A 23,887-nucleotide genomic window follows, 5' to 3' on the forward strand; every position below is an offset into this window, starting at 1 on the left:
ACCTGTGGGAGCGGGCTTGCCCGCGAATGGCTCGACTCGGTTTCGAGCCAGACTCAGCCCTTCAGCACCCGCGCCAACGTCGACTTCACTTTGCCCATGCCGTCGTGCAACGCCTGCTCGATCTCGGCCATGGTGATCACTTCCGTGGTCTTGCCCGCCGCCGGATTCACCACCAGCGACAGACACGCGTAATCCAGATCCAGCTCGCGAGCCAGCGCCGCTTCCGGCATGCCGGTCATGCCGACGATGTCGCAGCCGTCACGCTCCAGTCGCACGATCTCGGCCACGGTTTCCAGACGCGGGCCCTGGGTGCAGGCATAAACGCCTTGAACGCTGTACTCGCACCCTTCCGCGGCCAATGCAGCAATCAGTCGCTGACGCAGCGGTTCGCTGTAGGGAAAGCTGAAGTCGATGTGTGTGACATGTTCCAGGTCGTCGGCGAAATAGGTGTGCTCGCGACCACTGGTGTAGTCCACGATCTGATGCGGCACGCAGAAATGCCCGGTGCCCATCGCTGGATGAATCCCACCCACGGCGTTGACCGCAATGATCGCTTCGGCTCCGGCCTGCTTCAACGCCCACAGGTTGGCGCGGTAGTTGACCTTGTGCGGCGGGAAGCGATGCGGGTGACCGTGACGAGCGAGGAACAGCACTTCCTTGCCGGCGTATTCGCCAATCTGGACCTCGGCCGATGGCGCGCCATAAGGCGTATCCACCGCCAGCGACTGACGAATGCTCAGGCCTTCCAGCTGGGTCAGGCCGGTGCCGCCAATGATTGCGTAAACCGTCATAGCGAAAAAATCCTTAATCGATCAGTTGAGCGTCTTTGAGCGCGCCGACAGCGGTCAGCCAGCGCGGATCCTGACGGTATTCGGTATTGGCGAATGCCTGACCGCGCATGCGTGCGATGCGCGGCGACGGCTTGACCTTCATGCGCTGCGCGGCACTCAGGGCCAGCTCGGCGGCTGCGCGGTCGTTGCACACCAGGCCCATGTCGCAACCGGCACTCAGTGCCGCTTCGATACGGCTGGCGGCGTCGCCAACCACGTGGGCGCCGGCCATCGACAGGTCGTCGCTGAAGATCACGCCGTCGAACTGCAACTCTCCACGCAGGATGTCCTGCAGCCAGCGCCGGGAGAAACCGGCAGGTTGTGTGTCGACTTGCGGATAAATCACGTGAGCCGGCATGACCGCGGCCAGTTGCTTGCTGAGTCTGGCGAACGGCACCAGGTCGTTGGCGCGGATCTCTTCGAGGCTGCGCTCGTCGTTGGGGATCGCGACGTGGGAGTCGGCTTCCGCCCAGCCATGGCCGGGGAAATGCTTGCCGGTGGCGGCCATGCCCGCGCTGTTCATGCCTTTGATGAAAGCGCCTGCGAGCAGTGCGGCGCGCTCCGGGTCACCTTCAAACGAGCGGGTGCCGACCACGGCGCTGCGCTGGTAATCCAGATCCAGCACCGGCGCGAAGCTCAGGTCGAGTCCGACTGCCAGCACTTCGGTGGCCATGATCCAGCCGCATTGCTCGGCCAGATACTCGGCGTTCGGGTTATCAGCGATGGCGCGCATGGCTGGCAAACGGACGAAGCCCTGACGCAGACGCTGGACGCGACCGCCTTCCTGATCCACCGCCAGCAGCAAGTCCGGACGAATGGCACGGATCGCCGCGCTCAGCTCGCGTACCTGACGCGGATGCTCGATGTTGCGGGCAAAAATGATCAGGCCGCCCACTTCGGGCTGGCGCAACAATTGGCAATCTTCGGCCGTCAGCCAGGTACCGGCGACGTCCACCATCAACGAGCCTTGCAGGCCAGCAGTCATAGAGATTCCTTGAAAACGAAAAACCCGTCGCCCACGAAATCACCACCAGGGACATTGCCCGGCGGGTCGGTGATTTCAATGAGAAACGGGTTCAGAACGAGAGTCGACATGGGCGGCTAGCTTAGCGGATGTCAGCTGCCGCGCCCACCCATGAACGGTCAAACCTTGGCAGGTACCGGCGCGGATTTGCTGCGTGGACGCAACTGCGCTGTGGCCATGGCCGTGTCCGTGACGCCGGTTTCGGCACGCATGCCGGCCGCCAGGAACGGCACCATCAGACGCATCACCTGCTCGATGGAGGTGTTGACGCCGAAATCGGTCTCGGCAATCGCGCGCAAGGCCTTGATACCCGACATGCTGAATGCTGCGGCACCGAGCATGAAGTGGACACGCCAGAACAGTTCGATTGGAGGAATACGCGGCGCAGCTTCATTTACCAGCAACATATAGCGGCGGAATACCTTGCCGTACATGTCTTCCAGATAACGGCGCAAGTGGCCCTGGCTCTGACTGAATGCCAGACCGAGCAAACGCATGAAGATCGACAGATCGTTGCCGCTGCGTGGCTGTACCACCAGCGCTTGCTCGACGAGGATTTCCAGCAGCTCTTCGAGCGAAGGCTTGTTCTCTGGTTTGGCCTGGCGGCGCTCCAACTCTTTGTCGAGGCTGGTGCAGAACGGACCGAGAAAGCGCGAGAAAACCGCCTGGATCAGCGCCTTCTTCGAGCCGAAGTGATAGTTCACCGCAGCGAGATTGACCCCTGCCTTGCTGGTGATCAGACGCAATGAGGTTTCAGCAAAACCTTTTTCCGCGAACAGCTGTTCTGCAGCATCGAGAATGCGTTCAACGGTTTCCGACTGGGCCATGGCTACTCCGCCTGACAAACACTTGTTTGAAACATACGTTTCAGTCTGTGCCTTGTCAAGCCTGCCGGTTCGTTTTGGGAATGGTCAGTCAGATATTTAACCACAACAAGGACGCCACATTAATCAGGGTCGTCACTGACCGTCCGGCGGCATGGCAAAAAACGATGATTGCCAAGACCGCTTCACTGTATATAATCCCAGTCACTGTATAAAAAGACAGAGCGATCAATATGCTTAAGCTGACGCCACGCCAAGCCGAGATTCTGGCCTTTATCAAACGCTGCCTCGAAGACAACGGCTACCCGCCGACCCGTGCGGAAATCGCTCAGGAACTGGGTTTCAAATCACCCAACGCGGCCGAAGAGCACCTCAAGGCGCTCGCCCGCAAAGGCGCTATCGAGATGACACCTGGCGCCTCTCGCGGCATTCGAATCCCTGGCTTCGAAGCCAAGGTCGACGAGTCCACCCTGCCGATCATCGGTCGAGTGGCTGCCGGTGCGCCGATCCTCGCCCAGCAACACATCGAAGAGTCCTGCAACATCAACCCGGCCTTCTTTCATCCGCGCGCCGACTACCTGTTGCGCGTCCACGGGATGAGCATGAAGGACATCGGCATTTTCGACGGCGACTTGCTGGCGGTTCACACCACCCGCGAGGCACGCAACGGTCAGATCGTGGTTGCCCGGATCGGCGACGAAGTCACCGTCAAACGCTTCAAGCGTGATGGCAGCAAAGTCTGGCTGATTGCCGAAAACCCCGAGTTCGCCCCTATCGAAGTCAACCTGAAAGATCAGGAACTGGTGATCGAAGGCTTGAGTGTCGGCGTCATCCGCCGCTAAAGGAGGCTTTATGCAGTTCTCACACGCACCTCAGCAAACACAACTGCCGTTGTTCGAGGCATTTCTGGCGCAACCACTCGCCCCCATCCTCAAGGATGTCGTCGAGCGTCCGTGGAATACCGAACCTGAAGCGTTCAGCGAGCTGTCACTGCGCGGTGCGGCCGGGAACTGCCTGAACCTGCTGGCGCCGATTCTTCGCGAACTGAGCGAGGATCAGGACGCACGCTGGCTGACCCTGATTGCACCGCCTGCCAGCCTGACCCAGACCTGGCTGCGGGACGCTGGATTGAATCGCGAACGCATCCTGCTGTTACAGCCGCGCGGCGCTCAAAGCGCTCAGCAACTGGCCTGCGAGGCATTACGCCTGGGCCGCAGCCACACAGTCGTCACATGGCTGAACCCACTGAGCGCAGGGTCACGGCAACAGCTGATCAGCGCCGCCCGTACAGGAGACGCTCAAAGCCTGAACATTCGTTTGGGGTGATTCAACAATGCGCGCCATATAAAGCGCAGGGCTTCTCCAGGGATAGAGAAGCCGATCTGGAGCAGGAACTGGGAGACAGCGGATCAATGAAGAACCCGCGGCCCCTCATCCTTATCGAATTCACCTTCAACCATACGCCCCGCCATTTGCACGCCAACGCTCAACATCGCCTTGGCAATTTCAACGTGCTGGCCCTGCAGAAACGCCTTGGCATCCTCGGAGAAATCCAGAGTCACCAGAGAACCCTCGTCCTCGGCCCTGCGCAGTTCGATTCGGCCGTCTGGTAGCTCGACAATTTCTAGAAAGGACGTTGGCATATAGGTCTGATCTCCACGAAAGGCAGGGATTATATAGACATCATTCAGGCTTCGCTCGGGATCTTGACCAGCAGCACGCCTCTCGTCGCCGCCAACCCACGCCCCTCAGCACTCGCTCAAGCCTTCACGGAAACGGAGCGCCAGCCCCTTGAGGTTCTGCCGCCAGCTCTCGAGCTCTTCACGGCTCAACTCTTCAACCACCTCTTCTTCATCCAGATTCACTGCCTGAATCAATGGCTGCGTCACATCGCCCTTCGGCTTGTGTGGCACGCGTGGCGGCTGAAACAACGCCGAATGCGCGGCCAGTAACTTAGACAGCCAGGTCTCCGGATTGCCCGCCAGCTCAATCATCTCTGCCAACTCTGGAATGGCGATCGACTCCAGCACTTCGCGGGTCAGCAGGGCTTCCGCTCGCGCCGCATTGGCTTGCGGCAGACGGTAGAAACCGGCAATTTCATGACACAAACCCAACAACGCACCATAGAGATGAAACAATGCGGATTCGCGCCCGGCCTGAATCAGCGCCAGCGAGTTCATCGCCCGCCCCTCTTCCGCCCTGGCCAGCGCTTCCAGCGACAAACCCGCGAAATAGATCTTCTGATTGGTACGGGTATAGAGTTCGTTGGCCATGTCGGCACTCTCCACAACGAAATAATTGCTTCACACAGGCCGGACAGTGTCGTGGATCAGCCGATCCGACCGCAAGCATTAAACAAAAAGGCCGCATGAAAACCCGAAGGTTGTCATGCGGCCTTTTGTCGTATTGGGCCGATAACATCAGCCCATCGCAAGGTCGGAGTCAGCTCACGCCTTGGCTTTCGCCGGACGCTTGTCCTCGACCGTCCACTTGCCACCGTCAAAGAACGCTTTCCAGCCAGTCGGCTTGCCGTCAACTTCGGTCTGAACATACTGTTCTTTGGTCTTGCGGCTGTAGCGGATCACGGCTGGCAGACCATCCGGATCCTTCTGCGGCGCTTCGCACAGGAAGTGGTACTTCGGATCGATCTCGTCCTTGTGCGGCAGAATCTCGATCACCAGCGGAGCACGGGTCTCGCGGTTTTTCGGGAACTGACTGGCCGCCAGGAACAGGCCGGACGCTCCGTCACGCAGGATGTAGGTGTCGTTGACCTTCTCGCATTTCAGCTCAGGCATCTTCACCGGATCCATCTTCGGCGGCGCCGCATCACCGCTTTTCAGCAGCTTGCGGGTGTTCTTGCACGTCGGGTTGGTGCAACCGAAGAACTTGCCGAAACGGCCGGTCTTGAGCTGCATCTCGCTGCCGCACTTATCGCATTCCAGGCTCGGCCCTTCGTAGCCCTTGATGCGGTAGCTACCTTCCTCGATTTCGTAGCCGGCGCAATCCGGGTTGTTACCGCAGATGTGCAGCTTGCGCTTTTCGTCGAGCAGGTAGGCATCCATCGCCGTGCTGCAGATCGGGCAGCGATGCTTGCCGCGCAGTACCAGGGATTCCGACTCACCCTCATCGTCCGCCGCGATTTCGTCGCCCGGCACCAGGTTGACGGTCGCCTTGCAGCGCTCTTTCGGCGGCAGGCTGTAACCCGAGCAGCCGAGGAACACTCCGGTCGATGCAGTACGGATCTGCATTGGACGGCCGCAGGTGGTGCACGGAATATCGGTCATCACCGGCTGGTTGGCACGCATGCCGGCTTCCGGATTCTCTGCTACTTCAAGTTTTTTCTTGAAGTCGCCGTAGAATTCATCCAGCACGTTTTTCCAGTCGCGCTCGCCCTGAGCCACGTCATCGAGATTCTCTTCCATACCGGCGGTGAAGCCGTAGTCCATGAGGTTCGAGAAGCTTTCCGACAGACGTTCGGTAACGATGTCGCCCATCTTTTCCGAATAGAAACGACGGTTGTGCAGGGTCACGTAGCCGCGATCCTGAATGGTCGAGATGATCGCCGCATAGGTCGAAGGACGGCCGATGCCGCGTTTTTCCATTTCTTTCACCAGGCTGGCTTCCGAATACCGGGCCGGCGGCTTGGTGAAGTGCTGGGACGGATCGAGCTTGATCAGCTTCATCACGTCGCCCTGCGCCATGTCGGGCAGAACGTCGTCATCGCCAGGTTTGGTGATTTGCGGCAGCACACGGGTGTAACCGTCGAACTTCAGGATGCGGCCCTTGGCGCGCAGCTCGAAATCGCCGGCAGCGACGCTGACAGTGGTCGACAGGTATTGCGCCGGCAACATCTGGCAAGCCAGGAACTGGCGCCAGATCAGCTCGTAGAGGCGCTCAGCGTCGCGCTCCATACCAGCCAGCTTGCTTGGCGTGGTGTTGGCGTCGGAAGGGCGAATCGCTTCGTGAGCCTCTTGTGCGCCTTCTTTGCTGCTGTAGACGTTCGGCGACTCCGGCAGATACTTCTTGCCGAACTCGGTCTCGATGTAATCGCGCGCCATCGTCACGGCATCAGCCGAGAGGTTGGTCGAGTCGGTACGCATATAAGTGATGTAGCCGGCTTCGTAGAGACGCTGGGCCATCATCATGGTTTTCTTCACACCGAAGCCCAAGCGGTTGCTCGCGGCCTGTTGCAGTGTGGAGGTGATGAACGGTGCCGATGGCTTGCTGCTGGTCGGTTTGTCTTCACGCTTGACGATGCTGTAGCTGGAGGACTTGAGCTTCTCCAGCGCGGCCGTCGCTTGCGCTTCGTTCAATGGCTTGAAGGCTTCGCCTTTCTCTCGAGCCACTTCGAAACGCACGGTCGAGCCTTTGGCGGTGCCGAGATCGGCATGCACTTCCCAGTACTCTTCCGGGTTGAACGCGCGGATTTCACGCTCACGCTCGACCACCAGTTTCACGGCAACCGATTGCACGCGACCGGCGGACAGGCCACGGGCGATCTTGGCCCACAGCAGCGGCGAGACCATGTAGCCGACGACGCGGTCGAGGAAACGACGGGCTTGCTGCGCGTTCACTCGATCGATGTCGAGTTCGCCCGGCTCCGAGAAGGCTTCCTGAATCGCCTTCTTGGTGATTTCGTTGAACACCACGCGCTTGTAGCGGCTGTCGTCACCACCGATGGCTTCGCGCAGGTGCCAGGCAATGGCTTCCCCCTCGCGATCCAAGTCGGTTGCGAGATAGATGGTGTCAGCATCCTTGGCGAGCCGGCGCAGCTCTTCGATGACCTTTTCCTTGCCCGGGAGGATCTCGTACTTGGCTTTCCAGCCGTGTTCGGGATCGACCCCCATACGCGAGACCAGCTGCTTGCGCGCCTTCTCTTTCGGCGACAGCGCTGGCGCTTCGCCCGCAGCAGCCTTGCCACGCTTGGCGGCTGGCTCCTTGCTGGCGCTAGCCGAACCGCTGGTGGGCAGGTCTCGGATATGGCCGATACTCGACTTCACCACGTATTGGTTGCCCAGATACTTGTTGATGGTCTTGGCCTTAGCCGGGGATTCCACAATGACCAGCGATTTGCCCATGGATCAGAAAATTCCTGAATTCTAGAAGTGAAAGGCGGTTGGCGCCTGACGCGGCACCGCTATATATAGTGGCTACAAGGTGAGGTCAAGCGCAGGGTTTTGCGCGCACTCGCCTTACGGCTTCGAAAAAAGGCTCGGTTCGGCTTGCACCAAAGCAAAGCGTGGGACCTGCTCGCCGTCAACCTCGACGGACTCCAGGAACATGCTCAAGGGACGTACCCAAAAGCCGTAATCGCCATACAGGGCTTGGTAAAAGACGACTTCTTCTTCGGTCTCGGAATGCCGCGCGACACTGAATACGCGGTACTGCGGACCTTTGTAATGTTGGTAGAGCCCAGGTTGTATCGGCATGCTTTGGCCCTCACTCAAATATTTTCAAAATAAAAACAAAATAAATCCGCAAAAACAAAAACCGGGGCACTTGGCCCCGGCTTCCATCGACGAGACGCTTAAACGCGTTCGAAGACGGTGGAGATGCCTTGGCCGAGGCCAATGCACATGGTGGCCACCCCGAAGGTGCCGCCATTCTGCTTCATCACGTTCAGCAAGGTGCCGGAAATACGGGCACCGGAGCAACCGAACGGGTGACCCAGGGCGATCGCGCCGCCGTGCAGGTTAACCTTCTCATTCATCTTGTCGAGCACTTTCAGATCTTTCAGCACTGGCAGGGCCTGTGCGGCGAACGCTTCGTTGAGCTCGAAGAAGTCGATATCGTTGATACCCAGGCCGGCACGTTTCAGTGCTTTCTGAGTAGCCGGTACCGGACCATAGCCCATGATCGCCGGGTCCACACCCGCTACCGCCATCGAGCGAATCACCGCCATAGGCTGGATGCCCAGGTCCTGTGCGCGCTGTGCCGACATCACGATCATGCACGAAGCACCATCGGTGATCTGCGACGAGGTACCGGCCGTCACGGTGCCGCCCTTTGGATTGAACGCCGGCTTCAGAGCCGCCAGACTTTCCAGGGTGGTTTCCGGACGAATGGTTTCGTCGTAGTCGAAGGTTTTCAGGAAACCGTTCTCGTCGTAACCCTGCATCGGGATGATTTCGTCCTTGAACTTGCCTTCCACAGTCGCCTTGTGGGCCAACTGGTGGGAACGCACGCCAAAGGCGTCCTGCTGTTCGCGAGTGATGCCGTGCATTTTGCCCAGCATTTCAGCGGTCAGGCCCATCATGCCCGAGGCTTTCGCCGCGTACAGGGACATGTGCGGGTTCGGATCGACACCGTGCATCATGCTCACGTGACCCATATGCTCGACGCCGCCAACCACGAACACGTCACCGTTGCCGGTCATGATCGCTTGCGCCGCGGTGTGCAGCGCGCTCATCGACGAGCCGCACAGACGGCTGACGGTCTGGCCGGCCGAAGTGTGCGGGATCTGGGTCATCAGCGACGCCATGCGCGCGATGTTCCAGCCCTGCTCCAGGGTCTGGTTGACGCAGCCCCAGATCACGTCCTCGACTTCGGCAGGATCGACCTTGGTGTTGCGTTCCAGCAATTTGCTGATCAGGTGCGCCGACATGTCTTCGGCGCGGGTGTTGCGGTGCATGCCGCCCTTGGAGCGGCCCATCGGAGTACGACCGAAGTCGACAATCACGACGTCTCTAGGATTCAAGCTCATAAGTTCACTCTCACTCTAGTTGGGGGCGCTTAACCGAAGAAGCTCTGGCCGTTCTTGGCCATTTCACGCAGCTTCGCGGTCGGGTGGTACAGCGCGCCCAAATCAGCGTACTGGTCGGCCAGGGCAACGAACTCGGCAACACCGATCGAGTCGATGTAGCGCAGCGCACCGCCACGGAATGGAGGGAAACCAATACCGTAGACCAGACCCATGTCGGCTTCGGCGGCGGTTTCGACGATGCCGTCTTCCAGGCAACGCACGGTTTCCAGGCACAGCGGGATCATCATCCAGTTGATGATGTCTTCGTCAGTGACTTCGCGCTGCTCGTAGACGATCGGCTTGAGTACTTCCAGTACCGACGGATCGGCGACTTTCTTCTGCTTGCCTTTCTTGTCGGCCTCGTAGGCATAGAAGCCCTTGCCGTTCTTCTGGCCCAGACGCTTGGCTTCGTAAAGCACGTCGATGGCCGAACGACGGTCGTCCTTCATGCGATCCGGGAAGCCTTCGGCCATCACGTCACGACCGTGGTGACCGGTGTCGATACCGACCACGTCCATCAGGTACGCCGGGCCCATCGGCCAGCCGAATTTTTCCATGATCTTGTCGATACGGACGAAATCCACACCGGCGCTGACCAGCTTGGCGAAACCGCCGAAGTACGGGAACAGTACGCGGTTGACCAGGAAGCCCGGGCAGTCGTTGACGACGATCGGGTTCTTGCCCATTTTCTTGGCGTAGGCAACGGTGGTGGCGATTGCCAGCTCGCTGGACTTCTCGCCACGGATCACTTCCACCAGCGGCATCATGTGCACCGGGTTGAAGAAGTGCATGCCGACGAAGTTTTCCGGACGCTTGAGGGCCTTGGCCAGCAGGCTGATGGAAATGGTCGAGGTGTTGGACGCGAGGATGGTGTCCTCTTTGACCTTGTCTTCGACTTCCGCCAGAACGGCTTGCTTGACCTTCGGGTTCTCGACCACGGCTTCAACGACCAGGTCAACGTGACCGAAATCGCCGTAGGACAGGGTCGGACGAATGCCGTTGAGCACTTCAGCCATTTTCGCGGCGGTCATGCGGCCTTTATCAACGCGACCGACCAGCAGCTTGGCGGCTTCAGCCAGACCTTGCTCGATGCCGTGCTCGTTGATGTCCTTCATCAGGATCGGCGTACCTTTGGAAGCCGACTGATAGGCGATACCGCCACCCATGATGCCAGCGCCCAGTACGGCAGCCTGCTTCACATCCTTGGCGATTTCGTCGTAGGCCTTGGCCTTTTTCTTCAGTTCCTGATCGTTCAGGAACAGACCGATCAAGCTCTGCGCGGCAGAGGTCTTGGCCAGTTTCACGAAACCTGCGGCTTCGACTTCCAGCGCCTTGTCACGACCGAAATTCGCGGCTTTCTGGATGGTCTTGATCGCTTCGACCGGGGCCGGGTAGTTCGGGCCCGCCTGGCCAGCCACGAAACCTTTGGCGGTTTCGAAAGCCATCATTTGTTCAATGGCGTTCAGCTTGAGCTTTTCCAGCTTCGGCTGGCGCTTGGCCTTGTAGTCGAACTCGCCGGAAATGGCGCGCTTGATCAGTTCAAGGGCAGCATCCTGCAGTTTTTCCGGGGCAACCACGGCATCGACGGCGCCGACTTTCAGCGCGTCTTCAGGACGATTTTCCTTGCCGGCGGCAATCCACTCGATGGCGTTGTCGGCACCGATCAGGCGCGGCAGACGCACGGTACCGCCGAAGCCCGGGTAGATGCCCAGTTTGACTTCCGGCAGCCCAATCTTGGCCTTGGTCGACATGACGCGGTAGTCCGCTGCCAGGCACATTTCCAGCCCCCCGCCCAAAGCGATGCCATTGATCGCGGCGACGGTCGGAACGTTGAGGTCTTCGAAATCGCTGAAGATCTTGTTGGCTTCGAGATTGCCAGCAACCAGCTCGGCATCCGGCAGCTTGAAGTTGTCGACAAATTCGGTGATGTCGGCGCCGACGATGAACACGTCCTTGCCACTGCTGACGATCACGCCCTTGATCGAAGCATCTGCCTTGATGGTGTCTACGGCCTGACGCAGTTCGTTCAGGGTAAGACGGTTGAACTTGTTGACGGACTCACCCTTGAGGTCGAATTTCAATTCGACGATGCCACTTTCAAGAGCTTTAACCGTGATGGCTTTACCTTCGTAAATCATCAACTGATCTCCACGATATGGAAGCTGAACAGTACACGTCGGACGCAGGCGAATGGCTCGGCAGGACGCTTTTTCGTCAATGCTGACACCAATCCACCCGGCACACCCGCCAACGCGATAGTCGGGATTCTGTAGGAGCAGTCTGCAATACAAACGCTCAATTCATACGCCCGTTTGATTTGGGTACGCCACCTTCACGGAATTTCCGACAATTGTCAATCGCCCAAAATACGGGTTGAAATGCGACTTTGCGGTCATTTCTGTAGGACGCAGCCCGGCCACACACGCTTGCATGTGGGGGCATTCATAAGATTAATAGTTAGAAAAGTCGCCCTAATTCACGGCACGCCTTGTTTAACAGGCTACGCTGGCTGGACTACGAAGGAAAACAGGCGCACGTTTGTTGACCGGATCACCCGATTCAACGCCAAAAAGACTTTCCGGCCTGCCTGGCCAACCCCGCCCGATGAATCATGTCGGGCTTTTTATTGCTCGTCTGCCGGACATTTCGCGCCGTTGCATCGCGAAAATTCCGCGAGTCATGCCAGCGCTTTCAGCGTGGCATCAATGTCCAGCAAAACCGATGCTTCACCCTTCTCGCCCCAATAGAGGGCGATCATCTGCTTGTCCGCCTCGACCTTGAAAACATTGCCCGGCAATTTTTCGAAATGATTCAGCAACAGCGGATCTTCACAGACTTCCTGCCACTGATTGACCCACACTCCCGGTGATTTCTGCCAGTACGTCCAGCACGCCGGCTGCTTGCCACGGCGTGGCCGATGGTATTGCGCACACGGGTTCGGCGGCTCCTGAGACATCCAGTGCGGCCACTCTTGAGGTGCCAGCTGCATGGCCAGCCCGATACGCCGGGCCTCCGTGCGCAAGGCTATCCGGCCACTCTGTGCACGGGACGGGCGCAACCACGCCAGCGGACTCAACACCACCAGCAGGATTGACACCACCAGCCAGACCGTCATATCTCTACTCCCGAATCCTGATGAGCCCATTGCGTCACTTTGGAACCAATGCGCTTGAAACCAGCCATACTTACCAATATTGATCCCTCACGAGGAGCACCTCATGCCCTACCACCATATCCTGGTCGCCGTAGATCTGACCGAAGAGTGCGACCCTGTGATCCACCGCGCCCGAGAGCTGTCGGTGAGCAATGGCGCCAAGCTGTCGCTGGTGCATATCGTTGAACCGATGGCCATGGCCTTCGGCGGTGACGTGCCGATGGATCTGTCACAACTGCAACAACAGCAGTTCGACCAGGCCAAGGAACGACTCGAACGCCTGAAGCACAAGTACACCGAGCTCGAAGGCGCCAACTGCCACCTGACCTATGGCCAGCCACGTCAGGAAATCCACCATTTTGCCAAGGAACAGCAGTGCGACCTGATCGTGGTCGGCAGTCACGGCCGGCATGGTCTTGCATTGTTGCTGGGCTCGACCGCCAATGACGTGCTGCACGGCGCACCATGCGATGTGTTGGCGGTGCACCTGGTCAAACGCTGATACCAGTCACTTATGAAAAGCTGAAAAGCCCGGCGCCCATCACTGGACGCCGGGCTTTTTCATGCCTGGAATCAATCAGGCGTCGAGCTCGGCCCAGCGCTCGACCAAGGCATCCAGCTCCGCCTGCAATTGCTCCAGAGAAGCAATGACCTTGGCCGTCTCGGCCGGCGGACGCTGATAGAAACCGGCCTCAGCCATTTCAGCCTCGACAGCAGCAATCTGCTGCTCTTTGGCGTCGATATCGCCCGGCAAGGCTTCCAGCTCGCGTTGAAGCTTGTAGCTCAGCTTCTTCTTCGCAGCCGGGGCCGCAGCAACAGGTGCGGCAACCGGAGCCGGCTCAGCAGTGACCACCGCCGAGTTCAGGTCAGCCTTGCCGGATTTGCTTTCCGTCACGCCCAGCAGACGCGGCGAACCGCCCTGACGGATCCAGTCCTGATAGCCGCCGACGTATTCGCGAACCTTGCCTTCACCTTCGAAGACCAGGGTGCTGGTGACCACGTTGTCGAGGAATGCCCGGTCGTGGCTGACCATCAGCACGGTGCCGTTGAAGGTCAGCAGCACTTCTTCGAGCAGCTCGAGGGTTTCCACGTCGAGGTCGTTGGTCGGTTCGTCGAGTACCAGCAGGTTCGCCGGCTTGCTGAACAATTTGGCCAGCAACAGACGCGCACGCTCGCCACCGGACAACGCCTTCACCGGCGTGCGGGCACGCTGCGGGCTGAACAGGAAGTCGCCGAGGTAGCTCAACACGTGGCGACTCTGGCCGTCGATATCGATGAAGTCGCGACCTTCGGCGACGTTATCGATCACGGTTTTTTCCAGATCCAGCTGATGACGCAACTGGTCGAAGTAGGCCACGTCGATCTTGGTGCCCTCTTCCACTTTGCCGCTGGTCGGTTGCAGACCGCTGAGCATCAGTTTCAGCAGGGTAGTCTTGCCGGTACCGTTGGCGCCGAGCAGGCCGATCCGGTCGCCGCGTTGCAGCACCATGGAGAAATCGCGGATCAGGAACGGACCGCCCGGATGCGCGAAGCTCACGTTATCCAGCACCATCACCTGCTTGCCGGACTTCTCCGCTGTTTCCAGCTGGATGTTGGCCTTGCCGGTGCGCTCGCGACGCTCGCTGCGCTCAACACGCAATGCTTTCAGGGCACGGACGCGGCCTTCGTTACGGGTACGACGGGCCTTGATGCCCTGGCGAATCCACACTTCTTCCTGGGCCAGACGCTTGTCGAACAGCGCGTTCGCGGTTTCTTCGGCAGCCAGTGCGGCTTCTTTGTGAACGAGGAAACTGGCGTAGTCGCCGTTCCAGTCGATCAGGCCACCCCGATCCAGTTCGAGGATGCGGGTGGCAAGGTTTTGCAGGAAGGAACGGTCGTGCGTGATGAACAGCACGGCGCCCTGGAAATCCTTCAGCGCTTCTTCAAGCCAGGCAATCGCACCGATGTCCAGGTGGTTGGTCGGTTCGTCGAGCAGCAGCAGATCCGGTTCGGACACCAGTGCCTGTGCCAGCAGCACACGACGACGCCAGCCGCCGGACAGTTCGGCGAGGGTCTTGTCGGCCGGCAGTTGCAGGCGGCTCAGGGTGCTGTCGACCAGGGTCTGCAAGCGCCAGCCATCGCGGGCTTCGAGGTCGTGCTGAACGTGCATCAGCTTGTCCAGATCGGCATCGGTGACGATGTTCTGGCTCAGGTGATGGTATTCGGCGAGCAAGGCGCCAACGCCGTCGAGACCTTCGGCGACCACGTCGAACACAGTCCGCTCGTCGGCCACCGGCAATTCCTGCGGCAATTCACCGATTTTCAGACCGGGGGCACGCCACACCGAGCCGTCATCAGGCTTCTGGTCGCCCTTGACCAGTTTCATCATGCTGGATTTGCCAGTGCCGTTGCGGCCGATGATGCACACCCGCTCACCACGGGCGATCTGCCAGGACACCTTGTCCAACAACGGCATCGCGCCGAATGCAAGGGACACATCGCTGAATTTGAGCAGGGTCATGAGCTTCTCCAAAAACCGGGCGCGCATTCTACCTGAATCGAGGCCCGAACAGGCCGGCAATTTCGCCGCTGACGCACTCTGCACAACAATTGTTGCGAACTTGTGCTGCAAGGTCGGCAAAGCTTTCGCCCCTTGCTGGCAAAAGGCTAAGCTACAGGCAATTCAGTGCCGGCCTTGAGCCGGCACTTGTCATGATTTCTCTGCCCGGATGTCTCATGCGCAGTCGCCTCTTCAGTGTTTTGTCATGTTTGCTGCTTTCCGCCGCTGCCGTTCAATCCGTCCAGGCGGTGGACCTGTCCACCCAACGCCAGTATTACGATGAAGCCAAGCGCGCCCTGGCCAAGGGCGACAGCGGCCCGTATTTCCGTTACAGCCAGGCCCTCGCCGATTATCCGCTGGAGCCGTACCTCGCCTACGACGAGCTGACCGCCCGCCTGAAAACCGCCAGCAACGCGGAGATCGAAAAATTCCTCGCCGAGCACGGTGACCTGCCCCAGGCCAACTGGATGAAACTGCGCTGGCTGCGCTGGCTGGCCGATCGCGGCGACTGGGCGACGTTCGTCAAGTATTACGACCCCAAACTGAATTTCACCGAACTGGACTGCCTCAACGCGCAGTACCAGATCAGCCACAACAAGAAGGCCGAGGGCTACGCCAACGCCGAGAAACTGTGGCTGACCGGTAAATCCCAGCCCGCCGCCTGCGATGCGCTGTTCGGAATGTGGGCCGCCGAAGGTCAGTTGACCGAACAGAAACGCTGGGAACGCGCCAAACTCGCCGCCCAGCACCGCAACTATCCGCTGGCCAACAGCCTGGTCAACGGCCTGACCACCCTCGCCCCGCGCGGCCGCCTGCTGGTGGACGTGGCGCAGAAACCGGAATTGCTCAACCAGCCGTCGCGCTTCACGCCGGCCGATGAACCGATGTCGGACGTGGTCAGCCTCGGCCTGCGCCGCCTCGCGCGTCAGGACCCGGACAAGGCCATGGCCCTGCTCGACGGTTATGCCAGCAGCATGCATTTCTCCCGGGATGAAAAAGTCGCGATCGCCCGGGAAATCGGCCTGACGCTGGCCCGCCGCTTCGACAGCCGCGCGCTGGACGTGATGACCAAATACGATCCGGAACTGCGCGACAACACCGTGTCCGAATGGCGCTTGCGTCTGTTGTTGCGCCTGGCGCGCTGGGATGACGCCTACCAACTGACCCGCCGTTTGCCACAGGACCTGGCCACCACCAACCGCTGGCGCTACTGGCAGGCCCGCAGCCTGGAACTGGCCCAACCACAGAACCCTGAGGCGCAGACGCTGTACAAGAACCTGTCGCGGGAACGTGATTTCTACGGCTTCCTCGCCGCTGACCGCTCGCAATCGCCGTACTCGCTGAACAACAAGCCGCTGGTGCTCAGTCAGGCGCTGATCAACAAAGTGCGCAACACCCCTGGCGTACGTCGTGCACTGGAGTTCCACGCCCGTGGGCAGATCGTCGACGGTCGCCGCGAGTGGTATCACGTCAGCCGGCATTTCAACCGCGACGAGATGGTCGCCCAGGCAAAACTGGCCTACGACCTGAAATGGTACTTCCCGGCTATCCGCACCATCAGTCAGGCGCAGTACTGGGATGATCTGGACATCCGGTTCCCGATGGCTCACCGCGACACTCTGGTACGCGAAGCCAAGGTGCGCGGCCTGCATTCGAGCTGGGTGTTCGCCATCACCCGCCAGGAAAGTGCGTTCATGGACGACGCCCGCTCCAGCGTCGGCGCCAGCGGCCTGATGCAACTGATGCCCGGCACCGCCAAGGAAACCGCGCGCAAGTTCAGCATTCCGTTGGCCTCGCCGCAGCAAGTGCTGGATCCGGATAAAAACATCCAGCTCGGCGCCGCCTATCTGAGCCAGGTGCACAGCCAGTTCAACGGCAACCGCGTACTCGCCTCCGCCGCCTACAACGCCGGCCCCGGCCGCGTGCGCCAATGGCTGCGCGGCGCAGACCACCTGAGCTTCGACGTGTGGGTGGAAAGCATCCCGTTCGACGAAACCCGCCAGTACGTACAGAACGTGTTGTCCTATTCGGTGATCTACGGCCAGAAACTCAACTCGCCACAGCCGCTGGTGGACTGGCATGAGCGGTATTTCGACGATCAGTGATCGGGGCGCGTATCGCCGATAGATCGACGTAAACAAAAATGCCCGCATCGAGAGATGCGGGCATTTTTTATGGCGCTCTACTAGGTCGGTTACTTAGTCGGTTACTTGGTCGGTCAAAGCCTGATGACCATCACTGAACTGCAACGCCGCCAACCGCGCATACAGCGGATTGCTGGCGATCAGCTCCTGATGCGTACCAATCGCCACCAGTTTGCCCTGATCCATCACCGCGATCCGGTCGGCGTTTTTCACCGTGGCCAACCGGTGGGCGATGACCAGCGTGGTGCGGTTTTGCATCAGGCTCGGCAGCGCTTGCTGGATCAGGTGTTCGCTTTGGGCATCGAGGGCGCTGGTGGCTTCGTCGAGCAGCAGGATCGGCGCGTCGACCAGCAACGCCCGGGCAATGGCCAGGCGCTGGCGTTGTCCGCCTGACAGACCGAGGCCACCGTCGCCCAGATGGGTCTGGTAGCCGTCGGGCATCTGTTCGATGAAGTCGTGGGCGTGGGCGATTCTGGCCGCCTCCCGCACCTGCTCCAGCGTGGCGGTCGGGCAGCCGTAGCGAATGTTCTCTTCGACACTGCCGAAGAACAGCGCCGGGGTTTGCGAGACCAGCGCGAAGCAGCGACGCAAGTCCAGCGGATCAAGGCTCGTCAGCGGCACGCCATCGATCAGGATCCGCCCTTCCCGGGGATCATAGAAACGCAGCAGCAAGTCATACACCGTGGACTTGCCCGCGCCGGACGGTCCTACAAGCGCGAGGGTTTCTCCGGCGTTGATCGTCAGACTCAAGCCATCGACGGCAAGACTTTCGGGACGCGAAGGGTAGGAAAAACGCACATCCTGTAATTCCAGCTCGCCTTTGACCCGCCCCGGCAACGTCACCAACCCTGTGGTCGGTGGCTGAATAATATTCTCCGAACGCAGCAGTTCCGCAATTCGCTCCGCAGCGCCGGCCGCTCGCTGCAACTCGCCAATCACTTCGCTCAACGTGCCAAACGCACTGCCAACAATCAGGCTGTAAAACACGAACGCCGCCAGTTCACCCGCGGAAATCCGCCCCGCGATCACGTCCATGCCGCCGACCCACAACATCACCGCGACGGCGCCGAGCACCAGCACGATTACCAGCGTGATCAGCCAGGCCCGCTGGAAAATCCGTTTGCGCGCGGTCTCGAACGCCTGCTCGACGGTGCTGGCGAAACGCTGTTCGTCCTGCACCTGATGGTTGTAGGCCTGCACGGTCTTGATCTGGCCGAGGGTTTCCGAGACGTAACTGCCGATGTCGGCGATCCGGTCCTGACTCAGCCGGGAGAGGTTGCGCACGCGACGGCCGAAAATCAGGATCGGCGCAATCACCAGCGGCAGTGCGATCACCACGATGCTGGTGAGTTTGGGGTTGGTGATGAACAGCAACACGACACCGCCAATGACCATCAGCAGATTACGCAGGAACAGCGACAGCGACGAGCCGATCACCGATTGCAGCAATGTGGTGTCAGCGGTCAATCGTGACTGGATTTCCGAGCTGCGATTGTCTTCGTAGAATCCGGGGTGCAGGTACACCAGATGGTTGAACACCTGCCGGCGAATGTCTGCCACCACGCGCTCACCGATCCAGGACACCAGATAAAACCGCGCAAAGGTGCCGACCGCCAGGCCAACCACCAACAGCATGAACAGGCCGATGGATTGATTGAGCAAGTGCGGCGATTGAGTCATGAAGCCTTGATCGACCAGCAACTTGATGCCCTGCCCCATCGACAGGGTGATGCCCGCCGTGACGATCAGCGCCAGCAGTGCGCCGAAGGCCGGCCAGCGATAGGGAGCAAGGAAATGACTGGTTAGGCGCAAGGCCCGGCGGTGGCGCGAGGAAAGCATCGAGATCATTCAGGTTCACGTCGTGTGCTGATGGATAGGGCCAGCCTACAGAGTCAAATGGGGTGGAACTCTGCAAATCACAATGAGTCAGGTTAATTATGACCGGCAAGACTACCCCCTAGACGCTATTGGTCTAAGGTCCGGGTTGAGACAGACGGTCATTTCTGTTTGAGTGGAGATGCCGTTCCGGATCGACAGCAGGGAGTTGTCACAGCCTGGTCACCTGACGGTTTTAATCTAGGCACACAACCTGATGAGGAGACAGGCCATGTCCTTGCAACACAGCAGCGATGACAAAATTGAAGTGATCCGCACCAAGCCCGGCCAACCTCTGGGTTGCTCGATCATCGATAAGGATGGGCGCGAAGTGCCAATCACTGAAGACATGATCCAGGACGCCTGCCGCGAACTGGAGAAGCGATTGGTCAAGCCTGCCGAACAAAAGTGATATCGCCACCGTCTTCCTGACCCGGCCCCTGCAGGCCGGGTTTTTTCTGCCCGCTGTTTATACCGCCACAGCCCCCAGCGCGGTCACGATCTGGCGCAAGACGGGCGAATCCCCCTCGATCCGCACCTTCAAGCCTTCGATTTCGCGTCGCGAAGGATACTGTTTGCGCAGCAGATCAAACGCGGCGCGTTGCTCACCGACACTGCCCAGCAGCGTACGACGGAAATCCGCATCGTCCCGGCGCGGGTCGTACACACCGCGGCACAACATCGCCAGCGCCCAGGCCGGATCGCTGTCGGCATGCAGGGAAACTTCCGACAGCCACGGCGCCGGCAGCAGATCACCGAGCTGAATGGTGGCGGGCTCACCGATAAAGTCGCAGTAAGCCTGATAGATCTGCGCCGTGCCGCGCTGTTTGCCATCGAGGCTGTAACCGGCGATGTGCGGCGTAGCCAGCACGCAGAGTTCGGCCAGCGCCACATCGACTTGCGGCTCGGCTTCCCAGACATCGAGCACCGCTTGCAGGTCTTCTCGCTCCAGCAGCACCTCGCGCAACGCGGTGTTATCCACTACCGGACCGCGCGCCGCGTTGATCAGCCAGGCGCCGGGCTTGAGCTGCTGCAAACGCTGCTCGTCGAACAAATGCCAGGTCGCGCCGTCTCCGCTGCGGGTCAGCGGGGTATGCAGGCTGATCACATCGCACTGCGCGATGATCTGCTCCAGGCTGACATAGTCGCCGCCCTCGGCCGCCTGACGTGGCGGGTCGCAGACTTTCACGTTCCAGCCCAAGCCTTTCAGTACCTTGATCAGGCGACCGCCGACTTCACCGGCACCGATCACGCCGTAAGTGCGTTCACGCAAATCGACGCCTTCGATTTCAGCCAGGGTCATCAGACTGCCAAGCACGTAATCGACCACGCCCCGGGCATTGCAGCCGGGCGCGCTGGACCAGGTGATGCCGGCCTCGCTGAAGTAATCGAGATCCAGATGATCGGTGCCGATGGTGCAGGTGCCGACAAAACGCACCTTGCTGCCTTCGAGCAGTGCGCGGTTGACGTTGGTCACCGAGCGCACCAGCAGCACATCGGCGTGTTCGACCGTAGCCCGGTCGATGGAACGGCCCGAAACCCGGCGGATCTCGCCGAAACCGGCAAAAAAGGCATCGAGCAGCGGGATATTTTCGTCGGCAACAATCAGCATGGCGGGGCTCCTTGGGCGGATCGGCAGTGTAGGCGCTGGGACTGCGATGAGCCAGCAGGCTGTGATTTCTTGATGAGGCGCCTCGATTACAAATACGCAACAGAGGATTTTTCCTGACCGTTACGTCAGCGGCGTAGAATGCCCGGCCTTGCGCATCAACCCCTGTGGACGCTTTGCCTGTGAATTCCGTGACTGACCGCCCTGCCGCCGTTTCCCTCAACCGCCCTGCCCGGGTTCGCCTGGAGCTGAAAAACCTGCTCGGCCTGGCCCTGCCGATCATGATCGCGCAACTGGCGACCACCGCCATGGGCTTCGTCGATGCGGTGATGGCCGGGCGCGTCGGACCCAAGGATCTGGCGGCCGTGGCGCTGGGCAACTCGATCTGGGTGCCGGTGTTCCTGCTGATGACCGGCACTTTGCTGGCCACCACGCCGAAAGTCGCCCAGCGCTTCGGCGCCGGCACCCACAGTGAAATCGGCCCGATCGTGCGCCAGGCCCTGTGGCTGGCACTGGTGGTGGGCCTGATGGCAACCTCCATGCTGTTCAGCGCCGAACCGATCCTGCATCTGATGAAAGTCGATCCGGAACTGATCGGCCCGTGCATGCAGTACCTGCACGGCATTGCCAGCGGCCTACCAGCAGTGGCCTTCTACCATGTGCTGCGCTGCACCAGTGACGGTCTCGGTCGCACCCGCCCGGCGATGGTGCTTGGCCTGTGCGGTCTGGCGCTGAACATTCCGCTGAACTACGTGTTCATTTATGGCCACTTTGGCGTGCCTGCGATGGGCGGCGTCGGCTGCGGCTGGGCCACGGCGATCGTGATGTGGGTGATGGCGCTGGGTCTGGCCGGTTATGAGCGCTGGGCGCCGGCCTACAAATCGAGCGAACTGTTCAGCCGCTTCGACTGGCCGCAATGGGCGGTGATCAAGCGTTTGCTGGCCATCGGTCTGCCGATCGGCGTCGCGGTGTTTGCCGAGTCGAGCATCTTCGCGGTGATCGCGCTGCTGATCGGCAGCCTCGGCGCCACGGTGGTGGCCGGGCACCAGATCGCACTGAACGTCAGCTCGCTGGTGTTCATGATTCCGTACTCGCTGGGCATGGCCGTGACCGTGCGGGTCGGCCAGGCCCTGGGCCGTGAAGAACCCCGTGAAGCGCGATTCGCGGCGGGCGTCGGCATGGGCACTGCACTGGCTTACGCCTGCCTGTCGGCGAGCATGATGCTGCTGATGCGCGAACACATTGCGGCGATCTATACCTCTGACCCGATGGTGATTCACATCGCGGCGATGCTGATCGTGTACTCGGCGCTGTTCCAGTTTTCCGACGCGATTCAGGTTACCGCCGCCGGCGCCCTGCGCGGGTATCAGGACACCCGGGTGACGATGATCCTGACCCTGTTCGCCTATTGGGGCATCGGTCTGCCGGTGGGTTACGCCCTCGGCCTGACCGACTGGCTCGGCGAGCCACGCGGCCCGAGCGGCTTGTGGGAAGGTTTGATCGTCGGCCTCAGCTGCGCGGCGCTGATGCTGTCGATCCGCCTGACGCGCAGCGCACGCAAACGCATTCGCATCAGCCGTTCGATGGGCTGACCGGCCATAAAAAAAGACCTGCATTTGCAGGTCTTTTTTTTGCCTTGCGATCAACCGGACTTCTTGCGGATCCAGTAGAGATAGGTCCCGGCTTCTTCGTGCTGCCCCACCAGTTCATGGTCGAGAAACACGCAGAACTTGGGGATGTCGCGGCGGGTCGACGGGTCGGTGGCGATCACCTTGAGCAGGCCGCCGGGCACCAGGTCACGGATGTGCTGGTGCAGCATCATCACCGGCTCCGGGCAGTTGAGGCCCGTAGCATCGAGGGTGCCGTCGACCGGCGTATCGATCATTTCACTCATGATTCACTCCTGAAACTGGCCGGCATTGTCGCCCAATGCCGGGTGTTCGGTCACCTGTCGTGCGCTCAGCGGGCTTTGGCTTTCTTCACGTCATGGCGGCGCAGATGGCAGGTCACTTCCTCACGGTCGTGGTACAGCTGCTTGCAACCGATGTCGACCTTGATCCCACGGGCCTTGAAACCGTCGGCGATACGCTCGAGCAAGCGCTTCACTTCGGCGTAACGCTGCTTCATCGGCAGCTTGAGGTTGACCACTGCTTCCCGACAATGCCCCTCGCCGATCCACTCTTCGAGCATCGCGGCGTTGCGCGCCGGTTTCTCGACGATGTCGCAGACCATCCAGTCCACCGGTTGCTTGGGTTTGAAGGTGAAACCGTCAGCCATCAAATGCTGCACCAGACCGGTGTCCATCAGGCTTTCGGCCATCGGGCCGTTGTCGATGGCGGTCACCAGCATGCCGCGATTGACCAGTTGCCAGGTCCAGCCGCCCGGCGCAGCGCCGAGGTCGACGCCGGTCATGTCGCTGTGCAGGCGATCTTCCCACTGATCGCGGGGGATGAAGTGGTGCCAGGCCTCTTCCAGTTTCAGGGTCGAACGGCTCGGCGCCTCGCGCGGGAACTTCAGGCGCGGAATGCCCATCGGCCACATCGCCGAGTTGCCGGCGTCGGCCAGACCGAGAAACACCTCACGACCGCTTTTGAAGGTCAGCAGCAGGCGCGGCTTGCTCGCGTCCTCCACCAGTTTGCCGGCGCCGGTCAGCGCCTTGCGCAGTGGGCCTTCGAACTTCTTGCAGAAATTCGACAATTCCTTGCCGTCGTTGGTGTCGACGACTTCCAGCCACAGGCTGCCGCACACCGGGAATTCAGCCATGTGCGCGAGGATCACGCTGATGCGGTCGTTTTCCGGCAGATCGATGAAAAACCCGCGCGCCCACTGGCGCGGGAAGATCAGCTCGGCGAAACGCTGGCCACGCATCAGACGCTCGGCGCCATCTTCTTCGGTGCAGACGAACTCGGCGCAGGCGGTGGCCGGTTTGGCCCTGGCGTAGCCGGCCACGTTCAGTTGGGCGGCGAGGTCGGAAATCTCCGAGCAGACTTCGCCTTCGAAGCCTGGCCGGCAATGCATGAATAGGGTGTTCATTCTTACTCCTGGGCAGAGGGCGATCATTCATCCCCTGCGCGATGCCCAGACTTGCGTTGAAGCAAAGCCTGTCACGAAAACCGGCGCATGATAGCCCATGTCGGAACCTTGGA

Annotated in this window: 21 protein-coding genes; 6 read left to right on the plus strand and 15 right to left on the minus strand. The window is 60.4% G+C overall.

What is annotated here, in order from left to right:
- Positions 1 to 53: 53 nt before the first annotated feature.
- The 3 genes from CAF76_RS27075 to psrA form a co-directional block, all read right to left on the minus strand.
- Positions 54 to 791, minus strand: a complete 738-nt coding sequence (locus CAF76_RS27075; RefSeq protein ID WP_085649301.1) for an S-methyl-5'-thioinosine phosphorylase — start codon at positions 789 to 791, stop codon at positions 54 to 56.
- 13 nt (positions 792 to 804) lie between these two features.
- Entirely contained in the window at positions 805 to 1,815 is a 1,011-nt protein-coding gene (gene nagZ, locus CAF76_RS27080; protein ID WP_085649302.1) for a beta-N-acetylhexosaminidase, read from the minus strand.
- 158 nt (positions 1,816 to 1,973) lie between these two features.
- A complete protein-coding gene (gene psrA / locus CAF76_RS27085) occupies positions 1,974 to 2,681 on the minus strand; it encodes a transcriptional regulator PsrA (RefSeq protein ID WP_085649303.1) in 708 nt (235 codons plus the stop codon).
- Between the two features lie 230 nt (positions 2,682 to 2,911).
- Here psrA and lexA point away from each other — a divergent pair, with 230 nt between their 5' ends.
- Together lexA and sulA are read left to right on the plus strand one after the other, a co-directional pair.
- Positions 2,912 to 3,520, plus strand: a complete 609-nt coding sequence (lexA, locus tag CAF76_RS27090; RefSeq protein ID WP_007953044.1) for a transcriptional repressor LexA — start codon at positions 2,912 to 2,914, stop codon at positions 3,518 to 3,520.
- A 10-nt stretch (positions 3,521 to 3,530) separates the two neighbouring features.
- On the plus strand, positions 3,531 to 4,004 hold the full coding sequence (gene sulA / locus CAF76_RS27095) for an SOS-induced cell division inhibitor SulA (RefSeq protein ID WP_085649304.1): 474 nt from the start codon (positions 3,531 to 3,533) through the stop codon (positions 4,002 to 4,004).
- Between the two features lie 83 nt (positions 4,005 to 4,087).
- Here the strand turns inward: sulA and CAF76_RS27100 are convergent, their stop codons facing one another.
- From CAF76_RS27100 to CAF76_RS27135, 7 genes are all read right to left on the minus strand, one after another.
- Complete coding sequence (locus CAF76_RS27100) at positions 4,088 to 4,321, minus strand: hypothetical protein (protein WP_007953047.1); 234 nt, start codon at positions 4,319 to 4,321, stop codon at positions 4,088 to 4,090.
- Between the two features lie 105 nt (positions 4,322 to 4,426).
- A complete protein-coding gene (locus tag CAF76_RS27105; protein ID WP_064598118.1) occupies positions 4,427 to 4,951 on the minus strand; it encodes a DUF6586 family protein in 525 nt (174 codons plus the stop codon).
- A 174-nt stretch (positions 4,952 to 5,125) separates the two neighbouring features.
- Positions 5,126 to 7,756 (minus strand): type I DNA topoisomerase, encoded by a 2,631-nt coding sequence (gene topA, locus CAF76_RS27110; RefSeq protein WP_064598120.1) that lies wholly within the window; start codon positions 7,754 to 7,756, stop codon positions 5,126 to 5,128.
- 114 nt (positions 7,757 to 7,870) lie between these two features.
- On the minus strand, positions 7,871 to 8,107 hold the full coding sequence (locus CAF76_RS27115) for a DUF1653 domain-containing protein (RefSeq protein ID WP_007953059.1): 237 nt from the start codon (positions 8,105 to 8,107) through the stop codon (positions 7,871 to 7,873).
- 98 nt (positions 8,108 to 8,205) lie between these two features.
- Positions 8,206 to 9,381, minus strand: a complete 1,176-nt coding sequence (gene fadA, locus CAF76_RS27120) for an acetyl-CoA C-acyltransferase FadA (RefSeq protein WP_085613118.1) — start codon at positions 9,379 to 9,381, stop codon at positions 8,206 to 8,208.
- A 29-nt stretch (positions 9,382 to 9,410) separates the two neighbouring features.
- A complete protein-coding gene (fadB, locus tag CAF76_RS27125; protein WP_064598124.1) occupies positions 9,411 to 11,558 on the minus strand; it encodes a fatty acid oxidation complex subunit alpha FadB in 2,148 nt (715 codons plus the stop codon).
- 539 nt (positions 11,559 to 12,097) lie between these two features.
- A complete protein-coding gene (locus CAF76_RS27135; RefSeq protein WP_085649305.1) occupies positions 12,098 to 12,535 on the minus strand; it encodes a hypothetical protein in 438 nt (145 codons plus the stop codon).
- Positions 12,536 to 12,638: 103 nt separating this feature from the next.
- Between CAF76_RS27135 and CAF76_RS27140 the strand changes: the two genes are divergently transcribed.
- Positions 12,639 to 13,076, plus strand: a complete 438-nt coding sequence (locus tag CAF76_RS27140; protein WP_011335197.1) for a universal stress protein — start codon at positions 12,639 to 12,641, stop codon at positions 13,074 to 13,076.
- Positions 13,077 to 13,151: 75 nt separating this feature from the next.
- On the opposite strand, the gene CAF76_RS27145 is transcribed toward CAF76_RS27140, so the two are convergent.
- Complete coding sequence (locus tag CAF76_RS27145) at positions 13,152 to 15,074, minus strand: ATP-binding cassette domain-containing protein (RefSeq protein WP_011335198.1); 1,923 nt, start codon at positions 15,072 to 15,074, stop codon at positions 13,152 to 13,154.
- Between the two features lie 215 nt (positions 15,075 to 15,289).
- Between CAF76_RS27145 and CAF76_RS27150 the strand changes: the two genes are divergently transcribed.
- Complete coding sequence (locus tag CAF76_RS27150) at positions 15,290 to 17,218, plus strand: transglycosylase SLT domain-containing protein (RefSeq protein ID WP_085649306.1); 1,929 nt, start codon at positions 15,290 to 15,292, stop codon at positions 17,216 to 17,218.
- A 93-nt stretch (positions 17,219 to 17,311) separates the two neighbouring features.
- On the opposite strand, the gene CAF76_RS27155 is transcribed toward CAF76_RS27150, so the two are convergent.
- Positions 17,312 to 19,105: an ABC transporter transmembrane domain-containing protein gene (locus CAF76_RS27155; protein WP_178076204.1), complete on the minus strand. Its 1,794-nt coding sequence runs from the start codon at positions 19,103 to 19,105 to the stop codon at positions 17,312 to 17,314.
- 259 nt (positions 19,106 to 19,364) lie between these two features.
- On the opposite strand from CAF76_RS27155, the gene CAF76_RS27160 reads away from it, so the two are divergent.
- Positions 19,365 to 19,544, plus strand: coding sequence for a PA1571 family protein (locus CAF76_RS27160; RefSeq protein WP_064598133.1), 180 nt, complete (start codon positions 19,365 to 19,367; stop codon positions 19,542 to 19,544).
- A 57-nt stretch (positions 19,545 to 19,601) separates the two neighbouring features.
- Here CAF76_RS27160 and pdxB read toward each other — a convergent pair whose 3' ends face one another.
- Positions 19,602 to 20,744 (minus strand): 4-phosphoerythronate dehydrogenase PdxB, encoded by a 1,143-nt coding sequence (gene pdxB, locus CAF76_RS27165; protein ID WP_085649307.1) that lies wholly within the window; start codon positions 20,742 to 20,744, stop codon positions 19,602 to 19,604.
- Between the two features lie 179 nt (positions 20,745 to 20,923).
- On the opposite strand from pdxB, the gene CAF76_RS27170 reads away from it, so the two are divergent.
- Positions 20,924 to 22,333 (plus strand): MATE family efflux transporter, encoded by a 1,410-nt coding sequence (locus tag CAF76_RS27170; protein WP_064598137.1) that lies wholly within the window; start codon positions 20,924 to 20,926, stop codon positions 22,331 to 22,333.
- Positions 22,334 to 22,383: 50 nt separating this feature from the next.
- On the opposite strand, the gene tusA is transcribed toward CAF76_RS27170, so the two are convergent.
- Both tusA and rlmM read right to left on the minus strand, forming a co-directional pair.
- Positions 22,384 to 22,635 (minus strand): sulfurtransferase TusA, encoded by a 252-nt coding sequence (tusA, locus tag CAF76_RS27175; RefSeq protein ID WP_007953079.1) that lies wholly within the window; start codon positions 22,633 to 22,635, stop codon positions 22,384 to 22,386.
- Between the two features lie 65 nt (positions 22,636 to 22,700).
- On the minus strand, positions 22,701 to 23,774 hold the full coding sequence (gene rlmM / locus CAF76_RS27180; RefSeq protein WP_085613111.1) for a 23S rRNA (cytidine(2498)-2'-O)-methyltransferase RlmM: 1,074 nt from the start codon (positions 23,772 to 23,774) through the stop codon (positions 22,701 to 22,703).
- Positions 23,775 to 23,887: the final 113 nt, after the last annotated feature.

The organism is Pseudomonas sp. B40(2017) (assembly GCF_002112855.1).
GTDB classification, from domain to species: Bacteria; Pseudomonadota; Gammaproteobacteria; order Pseudomonadales; family Pseudomonadaceae; genus Aquipseudomonas; species Aquipseudomonas pharyngis.

What these genes read in the sequence shown, in the direction of transcription:
- CAF76_RS27105 (WP_064598118.1), bottom strand. Translation starts at nt 4,951, where the DNA reads ATGGCCAACGAACTCTATACCCGTACCAATCAGAAGATCTATTTCGCG.
- tusA (WP_007953079.1), bottom strand. Translation starts at nt 22,635, where the DNA reads ATGAGTGAAATGATCGATACGCCGGTCGACGGCACCCTCGATGCTACG.
- topA (WP_064598120.1), bottom strand. Translation starts at nt 7,756, where the DNA reads ATGGGCAAATCGCTGGTCATTGTGGAATCCCCGGCTAAGGCCAAGACC.
- nagZ (WP_085649302.1), bottom strand. Translation starts at nt 1,815, where the DNA reads ATGACTGCTGGCCTGCAAGGCTCGTTGATGGTGGACGTCGCCGGTACC.
- CAF76_RS27135 (WP_085649305.1), bottom strand. Translation starts at nt 12,535, where the DNA reads ATGACGGTCTGGCTGGTGGTGTCAATCCTGCTGGTGGTGTTGAGTCCG.
- fadB (WP_064598124.1), bottom strand. Translation starts at nt 11,558, where the DNA reads ATGATTTACGAAGGTAAAGCCATCACGGTTAAAGCTCTTGAAAGTGGC.
- CAF76_RS27155 (WP_178076204.1), bottom strand. Translation starts at nt 19,105, where the DNA reads ATGATCTCGATGCTTTCCTCGCGCCACCGCCGGGCCTTGCGCCTAACC.
- CAF76_RS27115 (WP_007953059.1), bottom strand. Translation starts at nt 8,107, where the DNA reads ATGCCGATACAACCTGGGCTCTACCAACATTACAAAGGTCCGCAGTAC.
- CAF76_RS27160 (WP_064598133.1), top strand. Translation starts at nt 19,365, where the DNA reads ATGTCCTTGCAACACAGCAGCGATGACAAAATTGAAGTGATCCGCACC.
- CAF76_RS27100 (WP_007953047.1), bottom strand. Translation starts at nt 4,321, where the DNA reads ATGCCAACGTCCTTTCTAGAAATTGTCGAGCTACCAGACGGCCGAATC.
- pdxB (WP_085649307.1), bottom strand. Translation starts at nt 20,744, where the DNA reads ATGCTGATTGTTGCCGACGAAAATATCCCGCTGCTCGATGCCTTTTTT.
- fadA (WP_085613118.1), bottom strand. Translation starts at nt 9,381, where the DNA reads ATGAGCTTGAATCCTAGAGACGTCGTGATTGTCGACTTCGGTCGTACT.
- psrA (WP_085649303.1), bottom strand. Translation starts at nt 2,681, where the DNA reads ATGGCCCAGTCGGAAACCGTTGAACGCATTCTCGATGCTGCAGAACAG.
- rlmM (WP_085613111.1), bottom strand. Translation starts at nt 23,774, where the DNA reads ATGAACACCCTATTCATGCATTGCCGGCCAGGCTTCGAAGGCGAAGTC.
- CAF76_RS27145 (WP_011335198.1), bottom strand. Translation starts at nt 15,074, where the DNA reads ATGACCCTGCTCAAATTCAGCGATGTGTCCCTTGCATTCGGCGCGATG.
- CAF76_RS27150 (WP_085649306.1), top strand. Translation starts at nt 15,290, where the DNA reads ATGCGCAGTCGCCTCTTCAGTGTTTTGTCATGTTTGCTGCTTTCCGCC.
- sulA (WP_085649304.1), top strand. Translation starts at nt 3,531, where the DNA reads ATGCAGTTCTCACACGCACCTCAGCAAACACAACTGCCGTTGTTCGAG.
- CAF76_RS27140 (WP_011335197.1), top strand. Translation starts at nt 12,639, where the DNA reads ATGCCCTACCACCATATCCTGGTCGCCGTAGATCTGACCGAAGAGTGC.
- CAF76_RS27075 (WP_085649301.1), bottom strand. Translation starts at nt 791, where the DNA reads ATGACGGTTTACGCAATCATTGGCGGCACCGGCCTGACCCAGCTGGAA.
- lexA (WP_007953044.1), top strand. Translation starts at nt 2,912, where the DNA reads ATGCTTAAGCTGACGCCACGCCAAGCCGAGATTCTGGCCTTTATCAAA.